Here is a 19,241-nt window from a genome sequence, read left to right on the forward strand (position 1 = left end):
GCTCACGTCTTTCTTTTGAAAAATAAATAGGCAAATAATGGGGCGCCAATTAGCGCAGTAATGACGCCTATCGGCAGCTCCCGCGGCGAAATGATGGTCCTCGCCGCCAAATCTGCCAGCACTAAAAACGCGCCGCCGTATAAAAGCGATAGCGGCAAAAGCAAGCGGTGGTTCGGTCCGATAACGAGCCGCACCATATGGGGAACGACTAACCCGACAAAGCCGATCGCTCCAGAAACAGCAACTGCCGCTCCCGTTAACAGCGATGCACCGATTAAAATGGCAAGTTTTCGTTTCGCCACATCGACACCGATATGGGCCGCAACCGCTTCCCCAAACGCAAACGCATTTAATTCGCGAAGGTTGGCGATTAGTAACACGCTGCCTATTAGGAAAAAAGGAGCGATCATTAGCGTGTAATTCCAGCCGCGCATCGCAACACTTCCCATTAACCAGCCAATCACTTGCCGCAATTCTTCGCCTGATAACGCAATCATTAACGAAATAAGCGCGCTAAAAAACGCACTGAAAATAATGCCCGTTAATATAATGGTCTCAATCGACAAGCGGCGATCTACTTTTCTTGCAAATAAAAGCACGAGAAAGAGGGTAGCGATACCAAACGCGACGCTAACAACCGGCAATGTGAAAGTGCTAAAAAAAGGAATTTGCCAATGAAAAAATAAGACAAGCACCGCTCCGACGGAAGCACCGGACGATACCCCAAGCGTGTACGGGTCAGCCAACGGATTTTTCAGCAACCCTTGAAAAGCTGCGCCAGCAAGCGAAAGTGCTGCCCCGACAAAAAAGGCAAGGACGACGCGCGGCAAGCGAATCGCTAACACGATTTGCACAAGGTTGTCTGGAATAGGATGTTTACTTGCTATCCCTATTTGCGCCAAAAAAATCTCGATAATAGTAGAAAAGGGAATCGATAGAGCGCCTATCGATATCCCTAATAACATCGTCATACTCGCTATAAATATTGCAATCGCATAAACTGCCGCATTACTTAAAGACGTCCGGATAAATGACTTTCGCAAGTTCCTCTACTCCTTCGACAAGTCGTGGGCCTGGGCGCGATACTAAGTCGGAGTTGACGTCATATACCCGTTTGTTTTTAATCGCCGGAACGTCTTTCCAAGCTGGACGCGCCAATACTTGGTTCACCGCATCTTTCACATAGTAGCCGTATGTCGTAATAATGACGTCTGGGTTTAACGCAACGGCTTTTTCTTCCGTGAACATTGGCCAGCCTTCTTGGTCACCGGCTACGTTTTTCGCTTGGATGGCTTGCAACATATCGTCAATAAATGTTCCTTTTCCAGCTGTGTAGATTTCTGGGGCTGGCGATACTTCTACCCATACGTTCACCGGTTGTTTTACGTTTTTCGCTTTTTCTTTTATTTCCTCTAACTTTGTTTTCATATGATGAACGATTTCGTTCGCTTTTTCCGTCGTGCCAGTCGCTTTGCCAATGAGTTCGATCGAATGGTATACGTCATCAAACGATTTTGCATCATTGACCACAAGTACTGTAATCCCTGCGTCTTTTAGCTGTTTGAGCCCATCTTTTGAATTATGCGCGCTCGACGCATGGGCAAGCACTAAGTCTGGCTTCAAAGAAATAATTTTTTCGACGTTAAATTCCATGCCGCCGATTTTTTCTTTGTTTTTCACATCTTCTGGATAGTTGTCAAAATCGCTCACGCCGACAATTTTCTCCCCTAATCCTAGCGCATACGCGATTTCTGTATTGCTCGGAATGAGGGAGACAATTTTTTTCGGCTCGGCTTTAATCGTCACGTCTTCGCCAACACCGTCTTTGACGGTAACTGGAAATGCGGCTTTCGTTTCTTGTGTTGCGTTTGATTCACTCGGTTTGCTTGTGTCGTTGCTGCACGCCGCAATCAAGCCGAACGTTAGCATAAACACAAGCAAAAGGGCATAATGCTTCCACTGCTTCATCTTTTCTCCTCCTAGTATGTATAAAATGAAAAACGCTCACCTCGGACGAAGTGAGCGGGAAACGACATCATGCGGACATACTACATTGCCGTTTCGCCATCTCACTCCCCGAAGATAGGAAACTGACGCAAAAAAGGCAGGTCTACTGACTCATGCTTCCTCCTACTTTGAACCTTCCCGTACGAATCGTACAGTGGTTATTTCATTTCGTCTGCATTTACAGTTGCGGGGACAGTTCTGGACTTGCACCAGATTCCCTATTAAGTCTTCCGACACCTTTTTTGCCTTGTATGCAATTGAATTTTTCGAACAATTATAATATTAAAGGAAGATGCTTTGTTTGGCAATCATTTATTTGCAGCAGACGAACAATGACAGCATCGTTCTTCATCTGCATTCGCGCCCGTTTTCTCTCCCCCAATGCGCAAAATAAAATGCGACAAAAGCGAAGAACAATGTTATCTTCCCATCATTCTTTATATGAAAACATCCCTCTGAACGATTGTATAAAATTAAAAAAAGGAGAATTTATAAAAAAATGCAGTTAGTTTGTATAATAGTTTATACTGGTACTGTTACTTACTCAGAAGGTATTATTATCCATTAACTTTCAGTGATTTCATTTCCTCAATTACTGTATCTTCATAGGCACGCTTTTTACCATTAATTATGTCTTGAACTTTGACAGGTTGTCCTATCGTTGCTGATTCAAGCGCAGCAAATACAACTCCTAACGCTTCTAGACCTCTCTCAGCACTTGAAATAGGTATCTTATTTTCAGCAATTGCTTCCCATAATTCCACAAAGGAATGGGCAAACGGGTGTTCAACAATATCTGAGGCATAACGTTCTATTAATTCTGTCATCAGAATCTTTTTTCCATTCTCAAGAGTGACATGTTGCCCTGGGCGTAAGCATCCTTTATTCCCATAAATCCATACGCCACCAGTTCTTTCACCATGAGCCGATGTTGCACACATCCAATGTCCAAGTCCACCATTTTTAAACTTGAACACTGTAACTGCCGTATCCTCTCCAGTAGGACTGATCGTCACATTCCCATCACTCAATTCTTTTTCAAAAATTTCCGTATAGGCAAACACCTCATCAATTGGGCCATTGATTTCAGTAAAGAAATGAGTTCGATGAACACCATGATCATTGATCCACCCTGCACCAGCTTCTCCTTTCATATGCCGCCACGGTGTACCAGCAAAAAATCCCCTATTTAATGTGACAGTTGCATAATCCATAACTAAATATACAGACCCTATCACACCTTCCTTTACCGCTCTTGCTATTGCAACATTTTCCGCCCCTAATACACTTGGTTCACATAACGTTAACACTCGATTATACTTCTTCGCATCAGCAATTATTTTTCGACCAAAAGAAGGAGAAATCGCTAACGGCTTTTGCATTTGCACGTGCACCCCTGCAGCAAAGCAATCTTCTGCCACTATATGATGCAAGTTGTGATTAATCAAAACGGAAACGGCATTTAATCGCTCTTTCTCCAACATCACACGATAATCCGTATATACAGTAGGACGTTTACCTAACCGTTTTTCCACTTCTAAAGCAAAATTCTCTGCTTTTTCCTGCTGAATGTCACAAACCGCTGACAACTCAAATGTTTCTAACTTTTTTTTCTTTAATTCTTCTAACCCTTCAACATGTGCAATCGAAATACCCCCGCAACCGATAAAACCTAATTTCATTGAAGTTCTCTCCTTTTTAACACGAGTGTTGATTATCATTATTTTACCGTAATAATATGGCAATATGACTATATAACTAGTTAAAACGAGGGAGTGAACCAAGCTTTTCCATACCCTAACAAAAACATCAGTGGGCAAATGAATTTGCTCGTAAAGCGTTTATCGTTTAGAAAGGGCATGCACATGGTATACCCAGTCGGCAAGCGAGTTTAGTCGACCTCGGCAAAAAGCCATAAATATGACAATATTAATTGGTTAATAAACACTCCTTCCTTTTAACGTTTGTTTCCCTATTCAAATTCGTTTTTCTTTATATTCAGAGCTTGATTAAACGTTACTTGAGACAAGTAGTAAACTATAGTTGCAAACGGAGTTCCAATGATAAAAACAGAAGCTGGGTAGGTGTATAAAAGCACACCACCGATACCTCCTACGATTAATAAAATAAGTGTGATGAGTGGGTTCATGAGTGAAAAGAAAAAGGCATTTCTAATTACTATTTTCCAACTTAAGTCAAAATGAACCATAATAGGAAAAATATAGATTGAGATAGTACTAAACAAAACAATGCCAATTACCCATACAACATAAAGAATCAATTGGAAAACAGACGTTTCTGGATTGATGTACACATAATCAAAGAATAAGAAGACGGCAAATGCGCTCCATAAAATCGATATGATAAAGCTTTGCTTGAAATTCTCCTTAAACATCTTAAAAAAACTTTTAAAAATACCTTCTGATTCCTTTTTTAATATTCGTTTACGGACAACACCGAACATCGCCGCTGTTGCGGGGAAAAAGGTGATTAAAGGGAGAGAAGCAATCACCCATAATAAATTTAAAAGAAATAAATCTACAATGATATTTAAAGTTTGAAATAGTCTGTTGTTTAAATCGTTCATGCTAAATCCCCCATCACCTTTTTAAGACTATTTACTCCATATTGATTTTAACATATATAGTTCTAAAGAATTTAATTTAACTTTGCCACCTTTTGCATACAGTTCGATTTGATTGCTTTCAGGGCTTGGGAAGATTAGATCTGTAATGACTAATTCCCCCTCATTTCCAAATACTTCTACTGATGACCAATCAACAAAAATATGAAATTTGACTTTGTTATCTTGCGGAACCAAATTTCCATTATGTACTCCAACAAATGACTCATGGAAACTAGAATCTCCTGATTTTGTACGATCAATAAACATCTCTCGCTTTTCTGTATCATATCCAATAATTGTTTCTTCATAGGCCGATTTGCAAACTTTAAATCCGAATACAGTTGCTGTATCCAGTTCAAATTCTGCGATAATTTCAAGTTGATTCCCCAACTCATTCGATAATATATTTTCGTTAGGTGTGATGATTTCACTATTTAAAAAAATCGCTTTATCACGAATAACCTGCAATTCTTTGACTGGAGTTTGAACGAGACGAATACCGTCTTTCGTAGTTTTCAATGAAAGTACTCTTGGAATCGTCATCGCGCCACGCCATTCTTTCGTTGGGATAACATTGGCATATTTCCAGTTACTCATCCACCCGACATAAATTCTTCTTCCATCTTCCTGGGGGATATCTGACCAAGATACCCCTGCATAATTATCACGACCTTTATCTACCCATAACGTTTCTTCAGGTGCATACTCATTAGTAAATGTTTTTCCATCAAAGCTTCCAATAAAATATTGCGTACGTGATCCTTCTTCGTATGCTGGATTGTCACCTATACTAACAAATAATACCCATTTTTTATGATTTGGATTACCATCCACAGCTAGCTCAAATAAGTCAGGACACTCCCATACTCCTTGGTGTGAGCCTTGATTTTCTCCGAACTCACTAGCAAAATCCCAGTCTTTTAAGTTTGGAGAGGTATATAACCTTACTGTTTGACCTGCTGCTAAAACCATCACCCATTGATTCGTTTCTTTATGCCAGAACACTTTTGGATCCCTAAAATCAGTGATACTTTCATCAGTGAGAACGGGGTTCCCTTCATACTTTTCCCAAGTACGCCCATTGTCTTTACTATAAGCAAGACTCTGTCTTTGTCTCGGGCTGTCTGAATTAGGGTACGTGTCTGCATGAGTAAAAATTGCTACTAATCCCGACTTTCCATCAAAAAAACCACTAGTATCATTCCAATCTACGACTGCACTTCCTGAAAAAATCATCCCATGCTCGTCTGGCGCCAATGCTATTGGAAGTTGTTCCCAGTGGATAAGATCCTTACTTACTGCGTGTCCCCAATGCATAGGACCCCATGTTATTCCGTTGGGATGATATTGATAAAAAAGGTGATATTCACCATTGTAATATACCATTCCATTAGGATCATTCATCCATTGCCTCTCTGGGGAGAAGTGAAACTGCGGACGATAATTTTCTGTATAATAAGATTGTTTAACCCCAATGTTCTTCATCTCTCTGCTCATCCTTTCGCATTTACTATGTCTATTCTTTATTTAATAATCGTTCCACTTGTTCCATTGTTGGCATACTTGGAATTCCGCCTTTTTCCTCTGTAGCAAGCGCCCCTAATGCATTAGCAAATGTAACGATTCCTACTAAATCAGGAGTAGTTAGTTCATGTAACGGTTTATTTGTTTCAAGAAGTTTATATAAGACACCACCTAGAAAAGCATCCCCTGCTCCCGTCGTATCTATTGCTTTCACCCTAAATCCTTCTTTGCTACCATGGTCTTTTTTCGAGCGATAAAAACAGCCTTTTGATCCTAACGTTACAAAGATTAGAGAAGTATCGTATTGTGCATGTAACACTTCTGTTCCTTTTACGACATCACTATACCCCGTTAAAAATTCAAGCTCTTCCTCTGACAGTTTAACGATGTCCGCATATTCCAGTCCTTTCAACATCATTTCCTTTGCATCATCTAGAGATTCCCATAAAGGAATACGTAAATTCGGATCATAGGAGATGATTTTCTTATGTTTTTTAGCATACAGTAGCGCTGTGAAAGTTGCTGTAGCTGCAGGATCATTTGTTAAAGACAAAGAACCGAAATGAAAGATGCGCGATTGTTTTATCAATTCTTCGTTGATTTCATCTCTATCAAGCATAATATCAGCACCCGGATTTCGATAAAAACTAAAAGAACGATCACCGTTTTCATCTAGGTGCACAAAAGCCAAAGTTGTATTTACATGATCTGAGAATAATAGGTTACTTGTATCAATGTTATGTTCTTGTAAAACACTCCTTAGAAAGTGACCGAATTGATCATTGCCCACTTTACCAATGAAGGCCGTTTTCTTATCTAGTTTTGAAAGGGCAACAAGAACATTTGCTGGCGCTCCTCCAGGATTTGTTTCAAATAAAATATTCCCTTTATCAGAGTGGTCTGATGGAGTAAAATCGATTAATAATTCCCCTAATGCTGTTACATCATACATACACATCGCCTCTTCTTTTTTCTACATTGATGCTCCTATATAGAGAATAAAAGCGAAGCCAGACCGTATTCTTGTCTGGCTTTAGATGGTTTTTAACGGATTACTTTTTTCCATTAAATTTGTCTAAATCTTTTTGGTAAATTTTCATTAATTCATCTAGTCCCATGGCTTTTAGTTGAGCAACATAGTCATCCCACTCTTCTTCAATTCCACCCTCAATCAGCCATTTCGCCTCTTTTTGTTTTACAAACTCTTTAATCTCCGGCTCGATCGAATTGATTTTATCTAAATCTTCAGGACTAAAGAAGATGAATGGATAATTTTCTTTTACCATATATGGTCTATAGTATTTATCAAGGATTTGCAATCGTTCTTTTGCTCGCGGCTCCATGTCAACAACTTTACCAAAGTACTCCCGCAACACAACGAACGGACCACCTGGAGCGACTTTTTGACGATATTCCCCCATTGCCACTCCTTTCGGAAGCTCTTTATTTACCAACATCCCGTTTTTGTCTTCTTCATAAATTTCCCCGATCGGTCCCCAATTGATTTGCGCTGACATTTTTGGCTCATATAATTGATCAACCCAACGCATTGTAATTTCAGGATGCTTGTTCGCTGATGTAATCACAAACGCATCTCTTCCATATTCAGAATAATTGGAACGACCGATAATAATTTTTCCATCCTTTCCTTTTAGCGGAGGTAAAACAGCATAATCCTTCACACGATCTGTCCCCACTACTTCTGTGTTCTCCCACCAGATAAAAGAGCCAAGAGTCGGATCCTTTGTTTTCCCTTTTGCAAATAAATCTTCCACTTTTTGTGTGACAACTTCTGGATCAATTAAACCCTCTTTCACCCATCCGTGAAAATACTTAATTGCTTCTTTAAATTCCGGTTGAACGGCCGCAAAGAGAACTTTTCCATCTCTTACAACCCGGTAATCTCCTCCTGAAGAAACAGGTAGTCCAAACAAACCTATTAAGTCACCTTCGTTTCCACACCAGCCATTAAACCAAAAAGTAAGTGGGATTTCATCTTTTTTTCCATTGCCATTTGGATCTCTTTCTTTGAAGGCTTTCAGAACATCGTGATATTCCTCAAGTGTAGTTGGCATTTTCAGTCCTAGCTTATCCAACCATGCTTTGTTAATGAACATAATGTTTGGCATTCCTATTAAATCCATTTCTTCAGCCCGAGGCAGAGAGTAAATGTGACCGTCCGGTGCTGTAACAATTTTCTTTAACTCAGGTCTTTGCTCAAATATTTTCTTCAAATTCGGAGCATACTTGTCTATTAAATCCTCCAAAGGGATAATTGTTCCATTTTGTCCATATTTGATGAGATCATAGTCAGAGAAGCCGGATGCATAAAACGCATCTGGAAGGTCGCCACTTGCAAGCATCAAATTCTTCTTTTCTTGGTATCCATCACCTGGAATATTCGTCCATTTAATTTTTACGTTTGTAGCTTTTTCAAGACGTTTAAAAATAGTCATTTCAGAATAGTCAGGCGCAAGAGGAGATTTAGGTGAAACAAATTTCAAAGTAACTTGTTTATCAACGATTGGTAACCCTGTTTTGTGAAATCCAACATCCTCTTCTTTTTTCTCGTTATTCGACACCTTCTGTGCATCGGTACATCCCGCTAATGCGATAGAAACCCCCAACCCTAAAGCCAAGAACGTTGACACTTTCTTTTTGACGCTTTTCTTTATTGATTGGATCATTTACGTTTACCTCCTCACTATTTTACTAATACCCCTTTTTTGTAAACCGATAAATCAAGTGCCACTTTCAGCAAAGAACCAAAATGTAAAAATTAGTAAAAATATAGAATAACCACCCCCTTATATACAATTTGGAACTTTCAGGTTTTTTGTCTTTTATCAAGCAATCGTTATTTTTCATCAACCATAAGTTAAACCTTCTAGTTGTATTTATATAGATATCAACCTTTTATCCCTCCGATCATAACACCTTTGACAAAATATTTTTGTACAAATGGATATGCAATGAGTAAAGGGATGGAAGCTACAATAATCACACCATATTTAATCAATTCTGAAACCCTTTGCTTTGCTGCTAACGAATCCAAATCACCTATCATCTGTGTTGAAGCTTCGTTTTGGATTAAAATGTTTCGCAAAATTAGCTGTAACGGATATAACTTTTCATTATTCAAATAGATCAGTGCATCGAAATATGAGTTCCAATGCCCTACTGCATAAAACAAGACCATAACAGCGACAATCGGTTTCGATAAAGGTAATACAATCTTCCAGAAAAATTTTGCATCAGAACAACCATCGATTTTAGCTGATTCTAGCAATTCATTAGGGATCGTCGTTTCAAAATATGTTTTTGCGACAATTAGGTTCCAAACAGCTACAGCTTTCGGTAGAATCAAAGCCCACATAGTATTTAGTAAACCTAAATTTTTTACTATTAAATAAGTAGGAATTAATCCGCCAGAGAAAAACATTGTAAATAGAAAGAAGGACATAATGATGCGTTTTCCATACAAATCTTTACGAGATAAAGCATAAGCAGCAGTCAGGGTGCAAGATATATTAACCAACGTACCTACCAACGTATAGATTATTGAGTTTTTATATCCTATCCAGATTTTAGGATCATTAAAAATTCGTTTATACCCTTCAAATGTAACTTCTTTAGGCAAAAACCACACTTTGCCTTGGTGAATCATATTTGGATCACTAATTGAAGCAATAATAATAAAGTACAATGGGTAAATGACCAAAATTAATATAACAGCTATTAAAACATAGTTGATAATATCGAATATTTTGTCTTCTTTAGATCTTCTTGTTATTTTAGTTTTTTCAAAAGATAATACATTCACGCTTTCCCCCTCCTTTCATTTACCATAACCCCTGTCCAGAAATCTTTTTTGCAAACTTATTGACTGCTATCAATAAGATGAGATTAATCACTGCATTAAATAACCCTACTGCCGCCGAAAAGCTATATTGTGCTTGCTGTAATCCCATTTTATATACATAGGTCGGAATAACTTCTGCTGACGGTTGATTTAGCGGAGTTTGTAATAAGTATGCTTTTTCAAAGCCAACGTTCATAATATTACCCACTGACAAAATTAGTACAATTACAGCAGTAGGCATAATTGCCGGGATGTCTACATGTAAAATTCGTTGCCATTTGTTTGCCCCATCGACAACTGCCGCTTCATGCAGTTCTGGATTCACTCCTGCAAGTGCTGCTAAGTAGATGATGGCTGCCCATCCTGTTTCTTGCCATACACCTGATGCAACGTATAGTGGTTTAAACCATTCCGGTTTAGCCATAAATGAGATAGGTTCACCTCCAAAAATCATAATAATGTTGTTGACAAGTCCGTTGTTTGAAAAGAATACATAAATCATCCCAGCTAAGACAACAACCGAAATAAAATGTGGTGCGTAAACGACAGTTTGGACAAATCGCTTATATTTTTCGCTTCTAATCTGATTCAGCATGAGTGCTAATAAAATTGGGAGAGGGAATCCAACGATTAATTGCAAAACACTTAACCCTAAGGTATTTTTAATAAGTCTCCAAAATTGGTACGAATCAAAAAATCTCTCAAAATGCTTAAATCCAACCCAAGGACTGGATATAATTCCTTTTGTTGCGACAAAATCTTTAAATGCGATTAGCACCCCATACATAGGTAAATAATGAAAAATAATAAAATAAATAATTGTTGGTAAAATAAACAAATAAAGTTGATAATTTTGTAAAATTTTCTTTGTATAGGTATATTTCCTAAGCACAACAGGAGAAACTATTTCCGTATTATCCTTTACTGACACCTTCATCTTTTTTCGCGCCTCCTTCATATTGATTAACGTTTCGATCCTACAAAAATATCCATGGACAAATTTTACTTATAACCCTTGATGTAAATTACTCTTTCCCATAATGGATTGTAACCGCAAACAGTTTAGATAGAGGTTCTTTTTAAGTGATGTTTCTACATTTTCAAAAATACAGTTTTTTCTGTGAAAATAAAGGGTTCATGAACGGTTATTTTCATTCTTGGGTGGCGAGAAAAACTTCCTCATGGGTGTTTTATTAACAAAAATATACTTAATTACCATATAAATCGATTTCTAAACCCTTTAAAAAAATAACTATAAATAAAATACCTAAGAAATCGACATCCTCAACAATCTATGCAGACTCTCTTTTTATTAATCGAATGGATAAATTAACAGATTTGATACTGCTAAAGTCCTTCTCCCCTTTAAGAACCTGAACCATACATTCAATCGATGTTTTTGCAATATCATCAATCGGTTGATATATGGTAGTTAAACTTGGTTGTATGATTTTCGCAATTGGGTTATCATCGAAACCAACAACGGCCAACTCTTCTGGAACTTTAACTCCATTTTTATTTGCTTCTGAAATAATTCCAACAGCTACCTCATCACTTCCAGTAAATACTGCAGTTGGCCGTTCATGTAGGCCCAGTAGCTGGTAGAAAATCTCTCTGCCACTCTCAATATCAAAAGCATTATTCATTACAAAGGATTCATCAAAAGGTATCTCGAATTCTTGGAATGCTCTTAAAAACCCTTTTTTTCTTTCTAACCCTGATCGACTATCATCGCCGCTAATACAAAAAGCAATTCGTTTGTGCCCCTGTTTTATCAAATATTGTGCAGCAATATATCCTCCATATTCATGGTCAATTTTTATGCTTGGAATATCAGCCTCTTCATCTAAAAAAGACTCGTTGCACATAAGAACTGGACCATATTGCAAGTAGTTTTTTATTTTTTTCCATGAATTTCTCACTGACGCCATAACAACCCCATCAACTTGGCGAGTCTTTAATAAGTCTAAAAAACTAAGTTCATCCTTTTCAATGTTGCGCGATTGGCAGATTAATAGTTTGTATCCTAACTTTTCCGCTTCAATTCCCATCGTTTGTACTAATCTACTGAAGAATGTGTTTGAAATAAGTGGAACAATAACGGCAATTGTTTTTGTTTGTTTAGTTCGCAAGTTTCTTGCAGAAACATTAGGAATAAACCCTAATTCATCCATTGCCTTCAATACTTTCTTGCGAATCTCCTCATTTACTGTAGGTACATTGTTAATAACTCTTGAAACACTCGCTCTTGATACACCAGCTAATTTTGCCACATCAGAAATCGTTTTCAAAACTATATCTTCCTCTCCAAGTTGCATCTTCTTATCCGAGAAATCGATTTCTTGAACCAATTATATGATATAAGTCATTCGGTTTCAATAAGTAAAGGAAAAATATTTTGAATTTTTTTTGAATGTACGAATAAGTAATTATTTTCATAAATAAGTGTCTGAATCCTTGACGACTAGTGCTGGTTGATTCGTTTCATACTATGTATACAAATAAATAAGAGTCTTTGACAAAGTAATTGCTTCCATCCATTAGCTTACAATGACTCAAGAGTCGAAAAAGAGACAAAAAGACAGGGAGTGGTGTATATAATGAACGAACGTTCGTTTCTACTTCAATCCTATGTACCTTGAAGATATTGAGTGTGTAGACTGACTCCTACTTTATTTCGAGTCGGAGTTGTCGGGGGCATCCAGATCAAAAGTCACCCACGACGTATCCTTCCTCGTCAAATACGAACTCAACATGGTTTTTTGTTGACATAACAAACGAAGTGTCTCCTCCCACACAATCGTCGAAACGCTTGATATGTTGTCTAGTTGATCGAGCCATTTACATAGGGGTAGAACCTAACAGCTAATGTCAAATCGTAACGATGCGTCTAGATATATCAAAGCAGGTTCTTCCTTGAGTTAATAAACTAATGAATGAAGCGAATGACATCGATATGAGAAATTCGTGCATCGCTCAACACATGAGACAAGCCGAGTTTGTTTAAGCGCCGGTTCAATTTAGTTTGATGGAGCAAATATCCAACAATCGTTACACTAACACTTATCTTGATAGCGATCTGTTAATGCCATTCGAATGGTATAGGACTTCTTTATCTTACTTTCCTATTTGTTGAAGATCAAACAAATTTTTAAAGCCTATCATAATCAACGGTTCAACCGAATTATAAAAACGGTTTTGTGACGAATTCAGGTAAAAGGTAAGTTTTAATCCCCTATCCCTTCAATCTCATATTTCTCAATTTTTGTATAAATATGAGATGCTTTTTGAATATCACCGAATGAAAATGTTTTATTTATCAAATAAGGAATAAATTAACTTATTAAATATAGTTTTAATGTTAATTAAATCAATAATATTCATTCGCTATAAATTATTTTCGAACTTTTATTCAGGGTGCGAGATGTAAATTCAATGATTGTTTAAATTAAGAAAAACAATCGCTAACAGAAAATAACTTTATTTTATTCATGACACATCCTTTTTATGGAACGAAATAGTATAATACTAAAAAACAGGAGGTGATCGTGTGGGCTGGATCGTGCTCATTGGGAGTCTGCTTGCTTTTGGCTTTTTGATCGATCGAATCGCGAAAAAACGCAACATCCAAATGAATCCAAAAGAAGGGGCAAAAAACGCCACCGACGCAGAACGAATTTACGTCGAAACGTATTTGCATCAACAACGAGAAACGAATGGTCATCCTTATGTGTAAAGCGTTCAAGGCTGTCTAATCGGCAATGTGATGACCATTAGACAGCCGCCTTCATTTAGGAATGATTGCTTTGCGGCAGCGTAAACGTAAACGTCGTGCCTTCGCCGAGTTTGCTATGGACGGTGATTGTGCCTTTATGTGCTTCGACAATGTTTTTCGCAATCGCAAGCCCAAGCCCTGTTCCCGAACGGCCCCGCGTCCGCGCTTTATCTGCCTTATAAAAGCGCTCAAAAACAAACGGCAAATCGTCTTCTGGAATGCCTGAGCCGGAATCTTGTACATGGATAACAACCGTTTCCCCGCTTCGTTCCACCATCACTTTCACCGACCCGTGCTCGTCCGTATGGCGCAGTGCGTTGTCAATTAAATTCGTCAACACTTGCTCGATGCGGTCTGGGTCGATGACGACTTCCGCTTCGCTGCGAAACTCCGCTGCTAAATCGACACCCTTTTCTTTTGCCAAGCCTTGAAATTTGCGAATGACGCGTTCGATATATGGACGAAGTTCTACTTTTTCTAAATTTAACGTAATGTGCCCTGCTTCCATGCGCGCCAAATCTAGCAAATCGTTCACAAGCCGCCCCATGCGCAGCGACTCGTCATAAATGACTTTCGCCATCTCTTTTTTCTCTTCATCGGTTGCCGCAATATCGTCAATAATCGCTTCGCTATACCCTTGTAACATCGCAATCGGCGTGCGCAGCTCATGCGATACGTTCGCGACGAAATCTTTGCGCAATTTATCTAGTCTTCGTTCTTCCGTCATATCGCGCAACACCGCTACTGCCCCACGCACCGTCGTTTGGCTGTAAAGGGGCGTCATTAAAATGACCCACGTCCGTCCTTGCAACGTCAGCTCCATCGACTGCCCTTTCTCTTCATTCACGACACGCGAAAACAAGTCGGTCACTTGCGGCGGCAACGCTTCCATCGCTTCACGTTCATTTCCTTGCTCAAAATACCATGCTTGCAAAAACCGTTCCGCCGGCGGATTCGTAATTAAAATTTCCCCGTCTCTATTAAACGTAATGACCCCGTCCGCCATGCTGCTTAAAATGCTCGCCAATTGCTCTTTTTCTTGGTTAAGTGCATTCATGTTAAACTGGAGGCGCCGCCCCATTTGGTTAAACGCCATCGCCAATTCGCCGATTTCATCATGGGTTAAAATCGGCACTTTCGTATCGAATTTGCCGCGTGCCACTTCAAACGCAGCTTGCCGCATTTTCCGTAGCGGCGCTGTAATGCGCGTCGATAAGAAAAAGGCAAATATCGTCGTCAACACAATCGCAATAAACGCCGCCAAAAAAATAAACTTTGTCGTCTGCTGCGTCGTATCCTCTACCGCTTTTAGCGATTGAAAAACAAACACCGCCCCTTGTTTGCCACTCGCCGTTTCGAGCGGCACGCCAACAATAAGCCATTGGCTAGAGCCGTCGGATGTCTGCATTGTTGGCAAATACATTTTCTTTTTCACTTGCTTTGTAAACGCTTGTTTTAATACATCATCGGATTCAATAAGCGAAAGCGGGACATCTTGCTGCTTTGAATGCGACGGCAAATACCAATAATGGGTTTTATCAAACATAATCATCGCTTTTGTGGAGTCCCCGACAAGCGACGACGCAATCGAGCGGGCAAGCGCCTCATCTTGCCGCTCGTGCATCACGTCCGCCACTTTCACCGCCAGCTGGGTCAATTCTTTTTCCGCCTCTTGGACGTGGTACGTTTCGAAAAATTTAAGAAGCAACATCGTCAATACAATTAACACGCATGACACAAGCAATAAAATCGTCGCCCATAGTTTTCCAACGACGCTTCGCCAAAATTGCATCATTCGCTCACAACCTCAAACTTATAGCCGACTCCCCAAACAGTAACAATCATTCTCGCCGCCGTTGGCGACACTTTATTTAACTTTTCACGCAACCGTTTAATGTGCGTATCGACCGTCCGCAAATCGCCAAAAAATTCATAATGCCATACTTCTTTCAACAACTGCTCGCGGTCGAACACTTTATCCGGCGATTTTGCTAAAAAGAGAAGCAACTCATACTCTTTTGGTGTTAAACTTACTTCTTTTCCGTCCGCCGTCACCCGATGCGCATCGTTGTCAATTGTTAAATGCGGGAAAACGAGCACATCTTTTGCGGTTGTGTCCGCTTGAACGTACGTCGCATTCGCCGCACGGCGCAACAACGCTTTCACGCGCAGCACGACTTCGCGCGGGCTGAACGGCTTGACGATATAGTCGTCTGTTCCTGCTTCAAACCCTTGTACGCGGTTTGCTTCCTCTCCTTTTGCCGTTAACATAATAATCGGCGTTGCTTTCTTTTCACGAATTTCTTTGCATACTTCGACGCCGTCTTTGCCTGGAAGCATTAAATCAAGCAAAATAAGGTCGTACTCATTTTCGAGCGCTTTTTTAAGCGCGATGTCGCCTGTTTCGGCTTCATCAATAACATACTCTTCGCGCTCTAAATACATTTTTAATAAGCGACGAATGCGTTCTTCGTCATCAACAACTAAAATTTTCACTTGTTTATCCATATGAACATCCTCCCTCGTTCACTATTTTACAAAAATAGAAAGCGTTTATCTATACATATTACCGAAATAACAGTAAAAAGCATAGAAAAGAGGACATCTCCATGAGACATCCCCTTTAAGACCCTGCATACGAGTGCAAGCCAGCAATGACAAGGTTGACCGCGACAAGGTTAAACATAATAATCGCAAAGCCAATGACGGCAAGCCATGCCGATTTCTCCCCGTGCCATCCGCGCGATAAGCGGAGGTGTAAAAAAGCTGCGTAAAAGAGCCACGTAATAAGCGCCCATACTTCTTTCGGATCCCATCCCCAAAAACGCGTCCACGCAATTTGTGCCCAAATCATTGCGAAAATAAGCGCCCCGAGCGTAAACACAGGAAAACCAATCGCTACCGCTCGATAACTAATTTCGTCCGTTAAATCTAAGTTGACGTTTTTCACAAACGGCTGAATCGCAGCAGCGACCCGCTTTCGCAACACAAGACGCAACAATACGTAAAGCACTGCACCGCCAAACAACGACCAAATGACCGTGTTTAATTTTTTCGCATTAATCACTGCTGGCATTTCCACAAGCGGCTGTAGGCGGTCTTTGCTTTCTTTTTCTAACGTTCCTTTATGCGGCCCAACAAGCGCTGGCAGTTCATAAATCGCTTCTGTTTTCTTCCCGTTTTTATCGATCCATTGAAACTTCGCTTCGTAATCCGCAATGGCAAATGCGCTTGAAACGCCGACAAAGCCGAGCGTCGTAATTAAACAAAACAGCACGAACTCCAACCAAAACGTGCGCTTGCTCGGTTTTGACTGGTCAACGACGCGAATTAAATAAATAAGCCCTGCCGCAAAACTGACTGCTAAAATTGCTTCCCCTGCCGCTGCCGTCGTGACGTGAATTTTTAACCAATCGCTTTGCAATGCTGGAATCAGTGGGGTAATTTCCCGCGGAAACATGCTCGCATAAGCGATAACAAGAAGCGCGACCGGCAACGTAAATACACCGAGAATGGCAGTTTTATAAATAAAATAAATGATGATAAACGCCGCAACGAGCATCATGCCAAAAAAGGTTGTAAACTCAAATAAGTTACTGACAGGCGCATGCCCTGCCGCCATCCAGCGGGTAATGAAGTACCCTAGCTGCGAAATAAACCCGACAATCGTAATTACAATTCCAATCGTCGCCCAGCGTGTTGTTTTCCTTCCCTCTTTTTTATCGCGAATCGTCCCGCCGAAAAAGAACGTTCCGATTAAATAAAGAACGAATGCGATATAGAGCAATGTACTGCTAAGCTGTACCATGCTCGTCCCCCCCTTGTGCTTTCTTTGCAATTTCCGCTTGATCGATCGGCATCGTTATGCCTGTTCCATCAATGACCGCTTGAATTTCCCGTTTAAGCCCAAACCAGTTTTTATTCGTATGTGCAGCGAGCCATACTTCCCCGTTCGTCTGCTTCAGCCAAATGCGGCGATGGTTCCAATACATTCCTTGGATAAGCCCAATCATAAAAACCGCTCCGCCAATTCCTAACACCCATAGCGTAAAATCGCGGCGTACCGTTAGGGCAGAGACGTTGCGCGTGTCAATTCCGGCGAACGCCATTTTATATTTGTTGTTGCCAAACGGTTCAATCGTCTGGCGAATCGCGACAAAACTTACTTCTCCTTTTGGTTTATCCGGTGCATACATTTTAAAGACGAATGCTGGATTGTTCGGCACTCTCGATTTTGTGTTTGGGTTGCCATCGTCATCAAAATAAAAATCTGGGAAGTAGCTTAATAGCTCGACACGATAGCCGTTGCCTAAATCATAGCTCTCCTTCGGCTGTAACAAATCAACGGTAATCATGCCAAAAGACTTGCTCGTTTGTTTATCAATAAGCGCAAACGACATGCTTTTTAACTCATTCAACTTAAAATCCACTTGGTATAACGCATAATGGTCGTATTTTAGCGGCTCGTTGACGCGAATCTTATACTCTTTTATTTTTTTCAGTTTCGGCTCTTCGCCAGCAATCACCGGACCGACACGCTTATAAAGCACCGCTTTCGTTTCATATGTTTTTGCGACCATTCCGCTGCCAACACGGTCAATCGCTGCGTTAAATACAGCGTTTTCTTTTCCTTTTTGGTATGTTTCAAACGTGAATTTTTCATTTTTTAAAAAATATTCGCCGTTCGTTCCTGGGATTTCTTTCGTTTCTCCTTCGCGAATCCATAATACTTTATCGACGTACATTCCTGGCACGAAACGAAGCATCGCCCCGATTAAGAAAATAATAAGTCCGATATGGTTGACGTATGGGCCCCAACGCGAAAAGCGCCCTTTTTCCGCAAGAATGTTACCGTTTTCTTCGCGAATATGATAGCGCCGTTTGGCGAGCCGTTCTTTGATTGCTTCCAAAAGGCGAGCATCCTCTATCTTTGTCGCGCTAAATAACCGCTGGCGGCGCAAAAAGGCGTCATGGCGCGTCACTCCTTGATTGTTAAGCGCGCGATAGAGCGGAATGACCCGGTCTAAGCTACAAATCACAAGTGAAACGCCAATGAGCGCAATCAATAGCATGTACCACCATGAGCCGTATAAATTGTCAAAGCCGAGTTCGTAATACAATTTTCCCGCCCAGCCATATTCATCCTCATAATATTGCGCTGGTGTCACGTTCGGCGGCAAATACATTTTTTGCGGAAAAATCGTTCCGATCGCCGAGGCAATTAACGTAATGACAATGAGCCATACGCCTACTTTTACCGATGAAAAAAAATTCCAAATTTTATCAATTACTGTTTTGTTATATGTTTGCGAACGGCGGGCGCTTCCTTCGTAGCGCATGTCCAACAGTGGTTTTTCGACTTCTTCCAACGGTTTCCCGCACGCTTCGCAAAAAGCGGTACCATATGGGTTAACATGTCCACATTCACATTTTACTTGTTCCATTTG

At 40.2% G+C, this 19,241-nt stretch carries 15 protein-coding genes and 1 riboswitch; of the genes, 1 reads left to right on the top strand and 14 read right to left on the bottom strand.

Translation table 11 applies throughout. The features are described 5' to 3' along the window. Positions 1–2: 2 nt before the first annotated feature. From GGR02_RS03950 to GGR02_RS03995, 10 genes are all read right to left on the bottom strand, one after another. Positions 3–1,043, bottom strand: a complete 1,041-nt coding sequence (locus GGR02_RS03950; RefSeq protein ID WP_183183437.1) for a FecCD family ABC transporter permease — start codon at positions 1,041–1,043, stop codon at positions 3–5. Next, on the bottom strand, positions 1,009–1,968 hold the full coding sequence (locus GGR02_RS03955) for an ABC transporter substrate-binding protein (protein WP_183183438.1): 960 nt from the start codon (positions 1,966–1,968) through the stop codon (positions 1,009–1,011). Before GGR02_RS03955 ends, GGR02_RS03950 begins: the two co-directional genes overlap by 35 nt. Before the next feature lie 118 nt (positions 1,969–2,086). After that, a riboswitch (cobalamin riboswitch) is annotated at positions 2,087–2,263 on the bottom strand. Positions 2,264–2,564: 301 nt separating this feature from the next. Next, the gene (locus tag GGR02_RS03960; protein ID WP_183183439.1) at positions 2,565–3,689 is read right to left on the bottom strand and encodes a Gfo/Idh/MocA family protein; all 1,125 of its coding nucleotides are present in this window, start codon (positions 3,687–3,689) and stop codon (positions 2,565–2,567) included. Between the two features lie 290 nt (positions 3,690–3,979). After that, the gene (locus tag GGR02_RS03965) at positions 3,980–4,594 is read right to left on the bottom strand and encodes a YesL family protein (RefSeq protein ID WP_183183440.1); all 615 of its coding nucleotides are present in this window, start codon (positions 4,592–4,594) and stop codon (positions 3,980–3,982) included. Positions 4,595–4,621: 27 nt separating this feature from the next. Beyond that, entirely contained in the window at positions 4,622–6,118 is a 1,497-nt protein-coding gene (locus GGR02_RS03970) for a glycoside hydrolase family 32 protein (protein WP_229706076.1), read from the bottom strand. 31 nt (positions 6,119–6,149) lie between these two features. Beyond that, complete coding sequence (locus tag GGR02_RS03975) at positions 6,150–7,109, bottom strand: PfkB family carbohydrate kinase (RefSeq protein WP_183183442.1); 960 nt, start codon at positions 7,107–7,109, stop codon at positions 6,150–6,152. Positions 7,110–7,209: 100 nt separating this feature from the next. Continuing rightward, positions 7,210–8,844 carry an ABC transporter substrate-binding protein gene (locus GGR02_RS03980; protein WP_183183443.1) on the bottom strand — a complete coding sequence of 545 codons (1,635 nt, stop codon included), beginning with the start codon at positions 8,842–8,844 and terminating at the stop codon, positions 7,210–7,212. 221 nt (positions 8,845–9,065) lie between these two features. Then, positions 9,066–9,980: a carbohydrate ABC transporter permease gene (locus GGR02_RS03985; protein WP_229706074.1), complete on the bottom strand. Its 915-nt coding sequence runs from the start codon at positions 9,978–9,980 to the stop codon at positions 9,066–9,068. A 19-nt stretch (positions 9,981–9,999) separates the two neighbouring features. Beyond that, entirely contained in the window at positions 10,000–10,956 is a 957-nt protein-coding gene (locus tag GGR02_RS03990) for an ABC transporter permease (protein ID WP_229706072.1), read from the bottom strand. Between the two features lie 355 nt (positions 10,957–11,311). Beyond that, positions 11,312–12,310, bottom strand: coding sequence for a LacI family DNA-binding transcriptional regulator (locus tag GGR02_RS03995; protein WP_183183445.1), 999 nt, complete (start codon positions 12,308–12,310; stop codon positions 11,312–11,314). A gap of 1,259 nt (positions 12,311–13,569) precedes the next feature. Between GGR02_RS03995 and GGR02_RS04000 the strand changes: the two genes are divergently transcribed. Continuing rightward, positions 13,570–13,755, top strand: coding sequence for a hypothetical protein (locus tag GGR02_RS04000; protein ID WP_183183446.1), 186 nt, complete (start codon positions 13,570–13,572; stop codon positions 13,753–13,755). Between the two features lie 55 nt (positions 13,756–13,810). On the opposite strand, the gene GGR02_RS04005 is transcribed toward GGR02_RS04000, so the two are convergent. From GGR02_RS04005 to GGR02_RS04020, 4 genes are all read right to left on the bottom strand, one after another. After that, positions 13,811–15,586: an ATP-binding protein gene (locus GGR02_RS04005; protein WP_183183503.1), complete on the bottom strand. Its 1,776-nt coding sequence runs from the start codon at positions 15,584–15,586 to the stop codon at positions 13,811–13,813. Further along, positions 15,586–16,302 (bottom strand): response regulator transcription factor, encoded by a 717-nt coding sequence (locus tag GGR02_RS04010; RefSeq protein WP_183183447.1) that lies wholly within the window; start codon positions 16,300–16,302, stop codon positions 15,586–15,588. The genes GGR02_RS04005 and GGR02_RS04010 overlap by 1 nt, the downstream gene beginning before the upstream one ends. 115 nt (positions 16,303–16,417) lie before the next feature. After that, a complete protein-coding gene (gene ccsB / locus GGR02_RS04015; protein WP_183183448.1) occupies positions 16,418–17,602 on the bottom strand; it encodes a c-type cytochrome biogenesis protein CcsB in 1,185 nt (394 codons plus the stop codon). After that, positions 17,589–19,238 carry a cytochrome c biogenesis protein ResB gene (locus GGR02_RS04020; RefSeq protein ID WP_183183449.1) on the bottom strand — a complete coding sequence of 550 codons (1,650 nt, stop codon included), beginning with the start codon at positions 19,236–19,238 and terminating at the stop codon, positions 17,589–17,591. Before GGR02_RS04020 ends, ccsB begins: the two co-directional genes overlap by 14 nt. Between the last annotated feature and the right edge of the window lie 3 nt (positions 19,239–19,241).

This window comes from Anoxybacteroides voinovskiense (genome assembly GCF_014196205.1).
GTDB classification, from domain to species: domain Bacteria; phylum Bacillota; class Bacilli; order Bacillales; family Anoxybacillaceae; genus Anoxybacteroides; species Anoxybacteroides voinovskiense.

Bases quoted from the DNA above. Each gene is read 5' to 3' on its own strand.
- GGR02_RS04020 (WP_183183449.1), bottom strand. From the start codon at position 19,238: ATGGAACAAGTAAAATGTGAATGTGGACATGTTAACCCATATGGTACC.
- GGR02_RS03960 (WP_183183439.1), bottom strand. From the start codon at position 3,689: ATGAAATTAGGTTTTATCGGTTGCGGGGGTATTTCGATTGCACATGTT.
- GGR02_RS04010 (WP_183183447.1), bottom strand. From the start codon at position 16,302: ATGGATAAACAAGTGAAAATTTTAGTTGTTGATGACGAAGAACGCATT.
- GGR02_RS03980 (WP_183183443.1), bottom strand. From the start codon at position 8,844: ATGATCCAATCAATAAAGAAAAGCGTCAAAAAGAAAGTGTCAACGTTC.
- GGR02_RS04005 (WP_183183503.1), bottom strand. From the start codon at position 15,586: ATGCAATTTTGGCGAAGCGTCGTTGGAAAACTATGGGCGACGATTTTA.
- GGR02_RS03965 (WP_183183440.1), bottom strand. From the start codon at position 4,594: ATGAACGATTTAAACAACAGACTATTTCAAACTTTAAATATCATTGTA.
- GGR02_RS03970 (WP_229706076.1), bottom strand. From the start codon at position 6,118: ATGAAGAACATTGGGGTTAAACAATCTTATTATACAGAAAATTATCGT.
- GGR02_RS03990 (WP_229706072.1), bottom strand. From the start codon at position 10,956: ATGAAGGTGTCAGTAAAGGATAATACGGAAATAGTTTCTCCTGTTGTG.
- GGR02_RS03955 (WP_183183438.1), bottom strand. From the start codon at position 1,968: ATGAAGCAGTGGAAGCATTATGCCCTTTTGCTTGTGTTTATGCTAACG.
- ccsB (WP_183183448.1), bottom strand. From the start codon at position 17,602: ATGGTACAGCTTAGCAGTACATTGCTCTATATCGCATTCGTTCTTTAT.
- GGR02_RS03975 (WP_183183442.1), bottom strand. From the start codon at position 7,109: ATGTATGATGTAACAGCATTAGGGGAATTATTAATCGATTTTACTCCA.